The 13,882-nt window shown below is 67.9% G+C and carries 10 protein-coding genes; 6 read left to right on the top strand and 4 right to left on the bottom strand.

The window, feature by feature from the left end; translation table 11 throughout:
* Positions 1–106: 106 nt before the first annotated feature.
* Complete coding sequence (rpsU, locus tag QZM35_RS31010) at positions 107–319, bottom strand: 30S ribosomal protein S21 (RefSeq protein ID WP_006401410.1); 213 nt, start codon at positions 317–319, stop codon at positions 107–109.
* A 544-nt stretch (positions 320–863) separates the two neighbouring features.
* Between rpsU and QZM35_RS31005 the strand changes: the two genes are divergently transcribed.
* The 3 genes from QZM35_RS31005 to QZM35_RS30995 all read left to right on the top strand — a co-directional run bounded on the left by QZM35_RS31005 (position 864) and on the right by QZM35_RS30995 (position 3,623).
* Positions 864–1,682: a flagellin domain-containing protein gene (locus QZM35_RS31005; protein ID WP_011350581.1), complete on the top strand. Its 819-nt coding sequence runs from the start codon at positions 864–866 to the stop codon at positions 1,680–1,682.
* Positions 1,683–1,874: 192 nt separating this feature from the next.
* Entirely contained in the window at positions 1,875–3,293 is a 1,419-nt protein-coding gene (gene fliD / locus QZM35_RS31000; protein WP_174947693.1) for a flagellar filament capping protein FliD, read from the top strand.
* A 33-nt stretch (positions 3,294–3,326) separates the two neighbouring features.
* Positions 3,327–3,623 carry a flagellar protein FliT gene (locus QZM35_RS30995; protein ID WP_089424224.1) on the top strand — a complete coding sequence of 99 codons (297 nt, stop codon included), beginning with the start codon at positions 3,327–3,329 and terminating at the stop codon, positions 3,621–3,623.
* Positions 3,624–3,873: 250 nt separating this feature from the next.
* On the opposite strand, the gene QZM35_RS30990 is transcribed toward QZM35_RS30995, so the two are convergent.
* From QZM35_RS30990 to QZM35_RS30980, 3 genes are all read right to left on the bottom strand, one after another.
* Complete coding sequence (locus QZM35_RS30990; protein WP_301777422.1) at positions 3,874–6,360, bottom strand: glycosyltransferase family 41 protein; 2,487 nt, start codon at positions 6,358–6,360, stop codon at positions 3,874–3,876.
* Positions 6,357–8,555 (bottom strand): glycosyltransferase family 41 protein, encoded by a 2,199-nt coding sequence (locus QZM35_RS30985; protein ID WP_301777421.1) that lies wholly within the window; start codon positions 8,553–8,555, stop codon positions 6,357–6,359. Before QZM35_RS30985 ends, QZM35_RS30990 begins: the two co-directional genes overlap by 4 nt.
* 241 nt (positions 8,556–8,796) lie before the next feature.
* Complete coding sequence (locus QZM35_RS30980) at positions 8,797–10,584, bottom strand: tetratricopeptide repeat protein (protein WP_301777420.1); 1,788 nt, start codon at positions 10,582–10,584, stop codon at positions 8,797–8,799.
* A gap of 406 nt (positions 10,585–10,990) precedes the next feature.
* Here QZM35_RS30980 and QZM35_RS30975 point away from each other — a divergent pair, with 406 nt between their 5' ends.
* From QZM35_RS30975 to QZM35_RS30965, 3 genes are read left to right on the top strand one after another with little or no spacing between them, the layout of a single operon-like run.
* Complete coding sequence (locus QZM35_RS30975) at positions 10,991–11,776, top strand: class I SAM-dependent methyltransferase (protein ID WP_089424220.1); 786 nt, start codon at positions 10,991–10,993, stop codon at positions 11,774–11,776.
* Positions 11,773–13,158, top strand: a complete 1,386-nt coding sequence (locus QZM35_RS30970) for an FAD-binding oxidoreductase (RefSeq protein ID WP_089430447.1) — start codon at positions 11,773–11,775, stop codon at positions 13,156–13,158. Before QZM35_RS30975 ends, QZM35_RS30970 begins: the two co-directional genes overlap by 4 nt.
* Complete coding sequence (locus tag QZM35_RS30965; RefSeq protein WP_089430446.1) at positions 13,155–13,877, top strand: WbqC family protein; 723 nt, start codon at positions 13,155–13,157, stop codon at positions 13,875–13,877. The genes QZM35_RS30970 and QZM35_RS30965 overlap by 4 nt, the downstream gene beginning before the upstream one ends.
* Positions 13,878–13,882: the final 5 nt, after the last annotated feature.

Here is a 13,882-nt window from a genome sequence, read left to right as displayed (position 1 = left end):
CCGCCCCGCCACGGCCCCGGGAGTTTCCCGGCCCCCAAAAGCGAAACGGCGGAGCGGCTTCTTTCGAAGCACGCTCCGCCGTTTCGCGGCGAACCGTAAGACGCTCTTAGTGGAGCTTCTTCGGCAGCATCTGGCTGCGCAGGCGCTTGTGCAGGCGCTTGACGGCTGCTGCCTTCTTGCGCTTGCGGACTGCGGTCGGCTTTTCGTAGGACTGGCGTTCGCGCAGTTCAGCGATCAGGCCATTTTTTTCGATAGCACGGCGAAAGCGGCGAATCGCCACTTCGAACGGCTCGTTTTCTTTCAGAAGAATCGTCGTCATGTCGTTCCTAAATTGCTTAAACGGTCAAAAACGTAGCGGCCAAGCGCCACGCACCGGCCATCCGAGCGTCCCCACAAACAGGCGAAACGAGCGGAAATACGGCCTCGGAGGCCGGAAAAGAGAGGCGGAAAGCACCGCGAGTACGCTTCACAACCGCGTGCAGCGCCGCGTTTGACTGCCAGCAGACATGCCGAAAACGGCAGAGGCGTGACAGAAATCTCAATTCAGCCCGCCATCATAGCAGAGAATCACAGACAAAACTACCCTTTTGCATCCCCCGGTTCGCCGCTCCGCGTCGCGCGGTCGCTCACCCCGTCGCACGGGGCCGGGTGCCGCGCCTGCCCGCGGCCCGGCCGGCCAAGCCGGGCGGGCCTTTCGGCCGACAGCCATCCTTCCGTCCCGAATTTACCCAAACATCCCTCTAAAGTTTTCGCCGGGTGCCGCCGTCAACCAGGAAAGGCGGGGCAGCGCCAGTCGCGATAAAGCGCAACGCCGAAATCAGAACCTGTCTGTATCCCAGCCATTTTCCAAAACGAGGAAGCAAATGCTGAACATCAACACCAACATCCTTTCGCTGACGACGCAGACGAATCTGTCGGGCTCGCAGAGCGCACTGTCGCAAGCAATCAACCGCCTGTCGTCGGGCAAGCGCATCAACACCGCTGCTGACGATGCAGCCGGCCTGGCGATCTCGACGTCGCAAACGGCGGCAATCAACGCGCTGACGCAAGGTGTTGCAAACGCGAACAACGGCATCTCGATGATCCAGACCGCCAACGGCGCGCTGCAATCGACGGTCGACAACCTGCAGCGTATCCGTACGCTGGCGCAACAAGCCGGCGACGGCTCGCTGGATTCGAGCGCTCGCGCGAACCTGCAAGCTGAAGTGACGACGCGTCTCGGCGAAATCGACCGTGTCGCATCGCAAACGACGTTCAACAGCCAGACCATCCTGGGCGGCACCGGCAGCGTCACGTTCCAGATCGGCGCAGCAGCGAACCAGGTCGTCACCGTCGACTTCGGCACGGCGAACTGGAACAGCACGGGCATGAGCGTGAACACCCTGAGCGTCGCCACCCAGTCGGGCGCGCAATCGGCGATCACGGCGATCGACGCGGCACTGAAGCAAGTCAACACGTTCCAGGCAACGCTGGGCGCAGCACAGAACACGTTCCAGGCTGCGATCTCGACGACGCAAACCCAGGCAACCAACATGACCGCCGCTCGCTCGCAGATCACCGACGCGGACTTCGCGACGGAAACGGCGAACCTGAGCAAGGCGCAAGTGCTGCAACAAGCGGGTATCTCGGTTCTGGCGCAAGCGAACTCGCTGCCGCAGCAAGTCCTGAAGCTCCTCGGCTAATCGAGCAGCACCCGCGGCGGGCCACGCGCCCGCCCGCCTCCGGGCCGGCGGCGTCGCCATGCGATGCATCGCGACGCCGCCGACACCGCCCGGATCAGAATTCTCCAGGGAGGCACGCCTCCCTCTTTGCATTGAACCGCGGCGCCCCGCCGCATCGCGCACGTTGGTTGCGCGGACGACCGGAGCAACGGCATGGCCACCACGACCCCCGTCAGCAGCACGGACATCAGCAGCATCCTGGCGAATGCAGGTCAATCGATCATCAGCGGCGCGACCAATTCGTCGCTCGACGTCAATACGCTCGTCACGACGCTGGTGAACGCGAAGACGGCCGGGCAATTGCAGACCCTGCAGACCCGCCAGACGAACGACAATACGCAGTTGTCCGCGATCGGCCAGCTGAAGGGTGCGCTGTCCGCGCTGCAGACCGCGCTCACCGGCCTCTCGGACGGCACCGCGCTCGGCAGCCTGGCCGCGACGGCGAGCGGCACGGGCATCGCGACGACGATCAAGAGCGGCAGCGGCGCGGTGGCCGGTTCGTATTCGGTCAATGTCACGCAGCTCGCGACCGCCAACAAGCTGTCGTCGGCCGGCGTGACGTCGGCGGACACGATCTCGGCCGGCTCGCTGAGCATCACCTTCGGCAGCAACCCCGCGTTCAACGTCAACGTGGCGGCCGGCGCGTCGCTGTCCGACATCGCGTCGTCGATCAACTCCGCGTCCGGCAATGCCGGCGTCACCGCGTCGGTCATCACCGGCTCGGACGGCCAGCATCTCGTGATGCAGTCGAACGCCACCGGCGCGGCCAACACGATCTCGATCACGGGCACGGGCGTCAACTCGAAACTGACGTCGGGGTACACGACGGTCACGCCGGCCGCCGACGCGAAGCTGACGATCGACGGCACGCCGGTTTCGAGCGCGTCGAACAACGTGTCGGGCGCGCTGACGGGCGTCACGCTGGCGCTGTCGCAGGCCGCTGTCGGCACGACGCAAACCGTCACGCTGTCGCAGGACACGGCCGCGGCGACGACCGCGATCAACAATTTCGCGACCGCGTATACCAACTTCGTGAATACCGCGAAATCGCTGACGAGCTACGACCCGACGGCGAAGACCGCCGGCCCGCTGCTCGGCGACGCGATGATGAACACGATCAGGAACACACTCGCGACGACGCTCAGCAGCGGCGTCACGACGGGCGGCACGACCTATGCGCTCGGCAGCATCGGCATCAACGTGGACTCGACCGGCGCGATGTCGGTCGACACCGCCGCGCTGACCACCGCGCTCAAGTCGAACAGTTCCGCGGTGACGGCGATCTTCAACCAGACGAACGGCATCGCCCAGGCGCTCAATGCGAACATCAACACGTACACGCAGACGTCCGGCCTGATCGACCAGCGCACCAACGCAATCAACGCCGATCTGAAGAGCGTGCAGGGTCAGGCGACGCAGCTGCAGACCTACTCGGACCAGTTGACCAAGCAATACAATGCGCAGTTCACCGCGCTGAACACGCTGATGGCGACGATGGCGAACAACACCCGCTACCTGACCCAGCTGTTCGGCGGCCAGAACAGCGCCGGCGCGATGGCCAACAACAAGTAAGCCTTCGCCACACCGCCCCTTCGGAGCCGAACCATGACGAACGACACCCTGTCCCGCGCCTTCGACCTGACCCGTGCCATGCAGTCGGCGGCCGACGCACGCGACTGGGTGCGCGTCGCGGCCCTCGTCGACGAACGCTCGCCGCTGCTGATGAACCTGTCCGGCGAGCAGACCCCGGACGTGCTGGACCAGGTGCGGCAGATCATGGCGATCGACGCGTCGATCACCGAGCATGCGCAGACGGACCGTGACCGCCTGGCTGCGGAATTTGCGCAGTCCCAGGAGCGGATCAAGGCCGCGAGCCAGTACCAGAAGGCCGGCTTGCTGTGACCGGCCGGGCGTCTCGCCCGCCGCGCATGTCGAATTAAAAGACGCCGCCAGTCGAGCGGTCCGTTGTCGCCGTACCGTCGAGCCGCTTCAATGCGGCTTTTTTTTCGCCGGCGGGCAGGAGCGCGAGCCGGATCGCGCCGGCTACGGCCGCATCGCCCGCGTCGCCCGCTCGACGGCCGCGCCGATCATCTCGGGCGGCCGGCCCAACGATGCGCGAGCGCGGCTTCCAGCCGTGACGCTATCCTGCTCGTCACGCGTCCGGGGTCGCCGTCTCGCCGGACGCGTAGCAGGCCCACATACCGTGCAGCGCGTTTTCCAGGTTGCGCGCGAAGCGCGACGCGTCGCACAGCGGCGACGCGAGCAATTGCGCGCGCAGCGTTGCCCGCAACGTCGCCAGCCGGTCACGATCGCGTGCGAACGCGACGGCCTTCGTCAGGTACGCCTCCTCGTCCGTCGCGATCCAGTCGCCCATGCCCGCCGCGTGCAGCACGCTTTCGCAAATGTGCGTGACGAACCGGCCGCCCTTCATCCCGAGCACCGGCACGCCCATCCACAGCGCTTCGGCCGTGGTCGTGCCGCCCGGGTACGGAAACGGGCTCAGCGCGACGTCGATGCGGTTATACGCGGCAAAGTATTCCGCACGCGGCGACCCGCCTTCGAGAATCAGCCGATCCGCGCCGATGCCATGCCGCGCGAAGCGGTCGAGCGTCGCCTGGTTCACGTCGTCGGCGCCGAGCTCATGAGCCTTCAGCAGCAGGCGCGCGTCCGGCAGCGCGTGCAGGATGCGCGACCACAGCGCGACGACCTCGTCGCTGATCTTGACCAGCTTGCCGAAGCAGCCGAACGTGACGCCGCCATGAGCCACCATCGGCAGCGGGCCGACCGCGACATCGTACGGTGGCGGCGTGAAGCACAGGTAGCTGTCCGGCAGCCGCCACGGCCGCTCGGTGAAGTGATGCGCCTCGTCGGCGGGTAGCGTATGCGCATCGCCGATGAAATAGTCGATCGCGCGGCAACCGGTCGTCGCGAAGAAACCGAGCCAGCTCGCCTGCACCGGTGCGGGCTTGTGTCCGAAGATCGGCAGGCCGCTCCAGTCGGTATGGCCTGCCATGTCGATCAGGATGTCGATGCCGTCGTCGCGAATCAGTTTCGCGGCCTCCTCGCGGCCCAGGCTGACCACCTTCTTCCAGCTCGCGAAGTTCGGCTTGAGCCGCGCGGTCACGTCGTCCTCGCCGATGAACGTCACATAGGCATGTGGCTCGATGCGCGACCGGTCGATCCGCGCCAGCACGCTTTCCAGAAAAATGCCGACCGGATGCTGGCGCAGGTCGCCCGACACGAAGCCGACGCGCAGCGGCCGCCCCTGCGCCTGTGCGACGCGCTGCGCGCGGTCGTGCTCGAACGGAAGCGCATCGCGCTCGAGATGTTCGCCGTAGCGGCGCGCTTCAGCGACCCACTCCTGCGGCTCGAACGCGGGCGAACTCGACATGTTGAACAGCATCCGCGAGTACGCGCGATGCAGGTCGTAGCGGATCGCCGTGCGGAATGCGTCCAGCGCGCCGGCGAGATCGCCTTTCGCCCACAGGATGTCGCCGAGCGTCATCTGGAGCTTCAGCGGATCGATGCCGAGTTCCCGCGCGATCTCCGTGTGCTTCATCGCCTCGTCGAGCTTCTCGAGCCGCAACAGCGCGGCGGCGAGGTTCTGATGGGCGTCGGCATCGTCGGGGTTCAGGTCGATCGCGTGCCGGTAGCTCAGCTCCGCCGCCGCCAGCCGGTTGAGGTTGTGATACGCGTAGCCGAGGAAATTGTACGCATCGGCCAGTTCGGGATCGAGCTCGATCGCGTGCCGGCACGCCTGCACGGCCTGCCCGTATTCGCCCTGCTGGTTGCGCAGGTCGCCGAGCCAGGCCCATGCCCGCGCATGCGCGGGATCGATCGCGATCGCCCGCTCGAGCAGTTCGACCGCCTTGCCGAACTCGCTCATGCGCTGCAGCAGCCTGGCCAGTACGCAGTGCGCGTCCGCGTCTTCCGGATCGAGCCCCTCGCGCGCATGGTCGACCGCACCTCGCAGGTCACCTGCCGCGCGCAGCGTCGCGCTCAGCCCCTGGTGCGCGACGTGGAAGCCCGGTTGCAGCGCGATGGCGCGACGATAGGCCTCCGCGGCATCGTCGAATTTCTCCTGCGCATGCAGCGCGTTGCCGAGATTGCAGTACGCATCGGCGTATTGCGGCTGGTGCGCGACCGCCTTGGCGTAGCTCGCCGCCGCCGCCTCGTGCTCGCCCAGATCCTGCAGCGCGTTGCCGAGGTTGTTGTACGCCTGCGCGTAACCGGGCCGCAGCTCGATCGCGCGCGCGCAGCTCTGCATCGCAGCCGCCGGCTCGCGCGCGTCGCGCAACGCGTTGCCGAGGTTGTTGTGCGCCTCCGGATAGTCCGGTCGCAGCCCCACCGCGCGACGGTAGTGCGCGATCGCGTCGTCGAGCCGGCCGCTTTCGCGCAGCATGTTGCCCAGGTTGTTGAAGTACGACGCGTCCGGGCGCGCGACGAGCGATTGCTCCATCAGCGCGATGCCCGCGTCGTACTGCTTCAGCTGGCACGCCAGCAGCCCGAGGAAATGCAGCGCGTCCGGCTGGCCCGGCTGCGCGGTGAGGATCGCGTCGTACAGCGTCTTCGCTTCGGCGAGACGCCCCGCCTGGTGATGCGCCAGAGCGGACTGCAGCGTGTCGTGAATATCGTTCATGCTTCGTGTTCCGAGTTCGTATAGCGTTGCCACATGCCGATGAACGCCGCTTCGAGATGCGCCGCGAACCGGCGCGCGTCGCACAGCGGCGACGCGAGCAGCTGCGCGCGCAGCCCGGCGCGCAGCGTCGCGAGCCGCTCGCGGTCGCGCACCGCCGCGATCGCCTTCGCGACGTAGGCGTCCTCGCCGTCAGCGACCCATTCGCCCATGCCCGCCGCGTGCAGCACGCTTTCGCAGATGTGCGTGACAAAGCGCCCGCCCTTCATGCCGAGCACCGGCACGCCCATCCACAGCGCTTCCGCGGTGGTCGTGCCGCCCGGGTACGGGAACGGGCTCAGCGCGACGTCGATGCGGTGATAGGCGTCGAAGTATTCCGCGCGCGGCGAACCGCCCTCGAGGATCAGCCGGCTCGCGTCGATGCCATGCCGCGCGAAGCGCGCGACGGTCGCGTCGCGCACGCCCTCGCGGCCGAGCTCATGCGCCTTGAGCAGCAGCCGCGCGTCAGGCAGCGTGTGCAGGATGCGCGACCACGCGCGCACGACGTCGTCGCCGATCTTCACGAGCTGGCCGAAGCAACCGAACGTCGGATGGCCGCGCGCCGCCATCGGCAGCGGGCCGACCTCGACGTCGCAGGCCGGCGGCGTGAAGCACAGGAAGCTGTCCGGCAGCCGCCACGGCCGCTCGACGAAGTGATGCGCTTCGGCGTCCGGCAGCGTGTAGCGGTCGCCGATGAAGTAATCGATCGCGTCGCAGCCGGTCGACGCGAAAAAGCCCAGCCAGCTCGCCTGCACCGGCGCGGGTTTCCAGCCGAACACGGCCAGCCCGCTCGACTGCGTATGGCCCGCGAGGTCGACGAGGACGTCGATTTCGTCGTCGTGAATCATCCGCGCAGCCGCCTCCGGACCCAGCGCGGCGATCGAGCGCCAGGCGCTCGCGTGCGGCTGCAGTTTCGCGGTGATCGCGTCCTCCTCGTCCGTGGTCACGTACACGCGCAGGTCGATGCGCGTGCGCTCGAGGTGCGCGAGCACGCTTTCCAGGAAGATGCCGACCGGATGCAGGCGCAGGTCGCCGGACACGAAGCCGACGCGCAGTGGCCGCCCCTGCGCGCGCGCGGCCCGCTCGCGCGGATCGTGCGCATGGCGCGTCGAACGCGCGGCCAGGTGCCGGCCGTAGCGCCGCGCGTCGGCCAGGTAGTCGGCGGGGGTCACGCAGGCGGACGCCGCCGCGCTGAACAGCAGCCGGTTCAGCACGGTCGCCGCGACGTCGTCGGCGTCGTCGCGCACCAGCGCAAGCGCATCGCGATACGCGTGGACCGCGGCATCGACGTTGCCCTGCGCGCGCAGGATGTCGCCGAGATTGACGTGCATCAATACGGCCGGCGGGCCGGCCTGCAACGCCTGCCGGCAATACACGAGCGCCTCGTCGAGCCGCTGCAGCTTCAGCAGCACGACGGACAGGTTGTGGCACGCGCCGGCGTCCGCCGGATTCAGCGTGACGGCCGTGCGATGGCTGGCCTGCGCCGCGTCGAGCCGGTCCAGTCCGTGATACGCGTTGCCCGCGTGGTTGTGCGCTTCGGCGAGGGTCGGCGCGAGCCGGATCGCGTCCTGCGCATGCGCGAGCGCTTCCGCGCAGCGCAACTGCTTGTGACGCACGGCGCTCAGGTTCGCATGGGCCATTGCCATCGACGGATCCAGCTCGATCGCGCGGCCGTAGTGCGTAGCGGCGTCGTCGAGGTCGCCCAGATCCTGCAGCGCGTTGCCGAGGTTGTTGTACGCCTGCGCGTAACCGGGCCGCAGCTCGATCGCGCGCGCGCAGCTCTGCATCGCAGCCGCCGGCTCGCGCGCGTCGCGCAACGCGTTGCCGAGGTTGTTGTGCGCCTCCGGATAGTCCGGTCGCAGCGCCACCGCGCGCCGGTAGTGCGCGATCGCGTCGTCGAGCCGGCCGCTTTCGCGCAGCATGTTGCCGAGGTTGTTGAAGTACGACGCGTCCGGCCGCGCGACGAGCGATTGCTCCATCAGCGCGATGCCCGCGTCGTACTGCTTCAGCTGGCACGCCAGCAGCCCGAGAAAATGCAGCGCGTCCGGCTGGCCCGGCTGCGCGGTGAGGATCGCGTCGTACAGCGTCTTCGCTTCCGCGAGACGCCCCGCCTGGTGATGCGCGAGCGCCGTCTGCAATGCCTGTCCTGTTCCGTCCATCTCGTCTGCTCTGCTCAATAGCGATGCGGTTCGCGTCCGAAGTCGATCAGCCTGCGGCCGTGCCCGATCATCACGGCCGACGCCGCCATCCCGTCGCGTGCCATCCCGACGACGGTGTCGCGCACGCGCCACCGGCCGGAATGACGATCACACCGGCCGGCGCGGCGTTCAGCGCGCGGGGCACCATGTTGCGCTTGCCGCCGGCGTGGAAATGCCCACGCACGTCACGTCGTGAGCGGCCTCACACGGTTGCGCCCGACGCGGCTTCGACGTGCTGCGCCCACATGCCGTGCAGTGCGTCCTCGAAGTGGCGCGCGAAGCGGGGCGCGTCGCACAGCGGCGACGCGAGCACCTGCGCGCGCAGCGTCGTGCGCAGCGCCGCCAGCTCGGCGGGCTGGCCGACCTGCGCGACGGCCTTCGCGACATACGCGTCGTCGTCGTCCGCGATCCACTCGGGCAGCCGCGCCGAATGCAGCAGGCTCTCGGCGATGTGCGACAGGAAGCGCTCGCCGCGCCGGCACAGAACGGGTACGCCCATCCACAGCGCTTCGGCGGTCGTCGTGCCGCCCGGATACGGGAACGGGCTCAGCATCAGGTCGACGCGCCGGTACGCGGCCAGGTATTCGGCGCGCGGCGAGCGGCCTTCGAGGATCAGGCGCCGCGCGTCGATGCCGTGCGCCGCGAAGCGCGCGGCAAGCGCCTGCTGCTCGCGCGGATCGTCGAGATGCTCCGCCTTCACGAACAGCTTCGCGCCCGCGACCGATTGCAGCACGCGCGACCAGACCGCGACGACGTGCTCGGTGATCTTCGCGAGCTTGCCGAAATAGCCGAAGGTCGGATGGCCGTTCGCGAGCATCGGCAGCGCGCCGACGTCGACAGGCTCGGCCGGCGGCGTGAAGCACAGATAGCTGTCCGGCAGATGCCACGGCCGCTCGGTGAAATGCGCGGCCTCGGCGGGCGGCAGCACGTGACGGTCGCCGATCACGTAGTCGATCGCCCGCACGCCGGTGCTCGCGAAATAACCGGGCCAGCTCGCCTGCAGCGGCGCCGGCTTCCACGCGAACAGGGGCAGGCGGTTGTAGACCGTGTGGCCCGCCGCGTCGAGCAGCACGTCGATGCGGTCCGCGCGAACACGCGCGGCCGCCGCTTCGTCGCTCAGCCCGGCAATGCAGGTCCACGTCGCGAAGGCCGGCTTGAGGCGGGCGGTCACGTCGTCCTCGACGTCGCGCGTCGGGTACGCATGCATCTCGATCCGGTTCGGGTCGAGATGCTTCAGCATGCTCTCGATGAAATAGCCGACCGGATGCGCCTTCAGGTCGCCCGACACGATGCCGACCTTGAGCGGCCGCCCGGCGCAGGCGGTCAAGTCGACGAGCCAGTCCGTCCACGGCGTCGCGCACCGCGTGACGACTGCGTCGTAGCGCTCGGCCTCGGCGAGATAGGCGTCGTGGTCGAACGCCTCGCTGCAGTGGCTCGCGAACAGCAGGTTGCTGCGCGGCTCCGGCAGTTCGGGGCGCAGCGCGACCGCGTGCCGGTACGCCTCGAGCGCGGCCGGAATCTCATTCAGGTCGAACAGCGCATTCGCAAGGTTGTTGTAGGCCTGGCCGTTGTCCGGCTTCAGCGCGATGGCCTGGCAGAACGCATCGACGGCCGCGCGGGCGTCGCCGGCGAGCCGCAGCGCGTTGCCGAGGTTGTTGTACGCATCGACGTAGTCGGGTCGCAGCTCGATGGCGAGACGAAAGCACTCGGCGGCGGCGGCGTGACGGTTGTCCGCCTGCATCACGTTGCCGAGGTTGTAGTAGTACATCGCGTCCGGCCTGATCTCGATCGCCGCCATGATCAGGTCGGATGCCTCCCGATAGCGCCCGTGCTGATGACCGATCAGGCCGAGGAGGTGAAGCGCGTCCGCGTGCCGGGGATCGGTGTCGAGGATCTGCCGGTACAGCGTCTCGGCCTCGTCGAACCGTTCGGCCTGATGGTGCGCCAGCGCCTGTTCGATCGTGGCGGCGGCGGGGGAGGTGGGCATCATGAGCTAAGTCGTCCTGGTAGCCAATACGGGATTCGAATCGCGGCCGGCACCCCTGCGCCGGCGCACGCCTTCGCCCGCGGACGCACGCACCGACGGTCTCCGACGTGTCCGAATTCTCCTCGCGCACGCCGCGTTCCAATCCGGCGAGCAGGTGCTGGAATTGGTCGCTATTCCCGCGACTGCAAGCCGCACCCGCGGGCGCGCCGAATGCGCGCCGGACACCCGCGCATCCATCGAAATGCGGGGTGAAACCACCCGCTAATCCGACATTCGATCCTGGCGACGCTCGCTAGACTTGATCGTAGAAAGATGTCCGACCTGCGACGTTCGGACGGTTGCGCATTCCGATGCCACCGCGCCGACACGCGCTCGTCCGGCCACACCCTTTGTGCCTGGAGCCCTGTGTATGCACGAATCAGCGATCATCACCAACGCAGATGGCGATCAGCTCGCGGCGCGCCGCGAACTGTTCGACCTGATGCAGACCTACCCCGCGACGCGCGAGGAACTGGAACGGTCGCTCGGCCTGTTCGTGCGCGGCTCGCTCCTCGCACGCATTCTCGCGACCTTCGAGATTTATCAAAAAATCGTGCCGCTGCCGGGCGCGATCCTCGATCTCGGCACGTGGCGCGGGCAGACCGCCGTGCTGTGCGAGAACTTCCGCGCGATTCTCGAACCGCTGAACTTCCAGCGCCGCATCCACGCATTCGATACGTTCACGGGCTACACGGGCTTCGCCGAGCACGACACGCGCGACCGCAAGCTGTTCTCAGACGGCACGTACTCGCTGTCCGGCGAGTACGCCGACCTGCTGCGCAAGCTGCTGAACCTGCACGAGCGCAGCAACGCGATGGGGCACGTGCATGACAAGCACCACGTGTGGGAAGGCGATTGCCGCGACACGCTGGCGGCATTCGGCGAAGCGCATCCCGGCGAGATGGTCGCGCTCGCGTGGTTCGACCTGAACGTGATCGAGCCGACCCGGCACGCGTTCGACGCGGTGATGGAGCGGCTGGTGCCCGGCGGCATCGTCGCGTTCTGGCAGCTCACCCGCGGCGGCCAGCTGCCCGCGGAAGGCGTCCATTACCTGCGCGACCTGCTCGGCAACCGTCCGCACCAGATCCACAAGGCGGCGGCCTATCCGTCGCTGTGCTACCTGTCGTTCCCCGAGGGTGGAGGCACACGCAAATGAAAATCGCGATCCTCGGCAACGGCATTCTCGGCCTGATGACGGCCCGCGCATGGCAGCGGGCGGACCCGGGCGTCGAGCTCGTGATCGTGGGCCACGCGCATCGGCCCGGCTCGGCCACGCGCGCCGCGGCGGCGATGCTCAATTCGTTCACCGAGCTGGAAGGCGATTCGCTCGGCACGCCGATCGACCGCTTCAAGTTCGAGCTGAGCCGCGGCGCGACGGCGGCCTGGCCCGCCGTATTCGCTGAAATCTGCACGCCGGCGCGCGCGATCGCGCACGGCTTCGGCACCTTCGTGCTGAACAACGCGGCGACCGACGCGCTCGACGACGAGAACTTCGCGGCCATGCAGCGGTTCTGCCGCGAATTCGAGGAGCCCTGCGAGGCGGTCGATCCGTCAGGGATCCCGAACTATCATCCGGACCCGCGCTATCGCGCGCTGAAGGCGGTCTTCCTGAAACGCGAAGGCTGGGTCAATCCGAAACAGTTTCTCGACGCGCTGACCGAGTCGGTCGCGCAAGCCGCCAACGTGCGCTTCATCGACGCCGAGGTCGAGCGGCTCGACACCGCGGCCGGACGCGTCACCGGGGCACGCCTGTCCGATGGCAGCGTGCTCGGCGCGGACCGCTTCATCCTCTGCAACGGCGCCAACGTGACGCGCGTGCTGCAGGCGAGCCTGCCCGAGCTGCCGGTGCAGCGGATGTTCTACGGCGTCGGCATGTCGATCGAACTGCAGAGCGCGGAGAACGTGCACACGCACTGCGTGCGCACGACCAACCGCGGCCTCGCGTGCGGCGTGTATTCGGCGCCGCACGGGCCTGACCGGACCCTCGTCGGCGCCAGCAACTATATCAGCCCGGTGCCGCACGAGCACGGCCACGCCGGCAGCGCGTACACGCTGCTGAAGTCGGCGATGGACCAGATCAACACCCGCTTCTCGCGCGCGAGCCTGGTCAACGTCAACGTCGGCTGGCGGCCGACGACGTCCGACCTGTATCCGCTGTTCGGCGAAACCAGCGTGCGCGACCTGTGGATTCTCGGCGGCACCAAGCGCGACGGCTTCCACCTGTCGCCGGTGCTGAGCCGCGATCTCGTCGCGGCGATGCGCGGCGAGCCGATCGACCCGCGCTACGCGGAACTCGCGCCCGAACGCAAGCTGATCCGCAACATGACGCGCGAGGCCGCGATCGCGAAGACGGTACGCCATCAGATCAATGCCGCGTACCAGCACGACTTCGTGCCGGCGCGCAACCGCATGGTCGAACAGCTCCAGAACGCGATCCGCGCGGACCTGGAGGCGCTGCACGACAAGCTGGGCGCGACGGACTGGGGCATTCCGCCCGAGCTCGTCGACATGTACCGGTACGGCCACATTCCGGCATGAGCGGTGCGACCATGAACCGCGACGCGAAGCGGGTGGCGATCGTCCAGTCCAACTACATTCCGTGGAAGGGCTACTTCGACCTGATCGCCGCCAGCGACGAGTTCATCCTCTACGACGACGCGCAGTACACGCGCCGCGACTGGCGCAACCGCAACCAGATCAAGACGCCGCAGGGCGTGCAATGGCTGAGCGTGCCGGTGAAGGTGAAGGGCAAGTATCACCAGTCGATCCGCGAAACCGAGATCGACGGCGCCGACTGGGCGCCGCTGCACTGGAAGGCCCTGCAGCAGAACTACGCACGCGCGCCGCACTTCGCGCGCTATGCGGACGAGCTCGAAGCGCTCTACACCGGCCGAACCTACGGGATGCTGAGCGAGCTGAATGCCGCGATGCTGACGTGGGTCCTCCGGCAACTGGAGATCGGCACGCGCGTGTCGTCGACGTCGGACTATGCGCTGCACGGCGACCGCACCGAGAAGCTGCTGAACCTGTGCGTGCAGGCGGGCGCGACCGAGTACCTGTCCGGCCCGGCCGCGCGCAGCTACCTCGACGAGAACCTGTTCGCCGATGCCGGCGTCGCGGTGCGCTGGTTCGACTATCCGGCCTATCCCGAGTATCCGCAGCAGTGGGGCGACTTCGTCCACGGCGTGACGGTGCTCGACGTGCTGTTCAACTGCGGTCCCGAAGCGCGCCGGTACGCGCTGACCTCGAAAGACTGAGGTGA

This window comes from Burkholderia sp. AU45274, assembly GCF_030482505.1.
Classification (GTDB): Bacteria; Pseudomonadota; Gammaproteobacteria; order Burkholderiales; family Burkholderiaceae; genus Burkholderia.
This window is presented reverse-complemented; position numbering and strand designations above follow the sequence as displayed.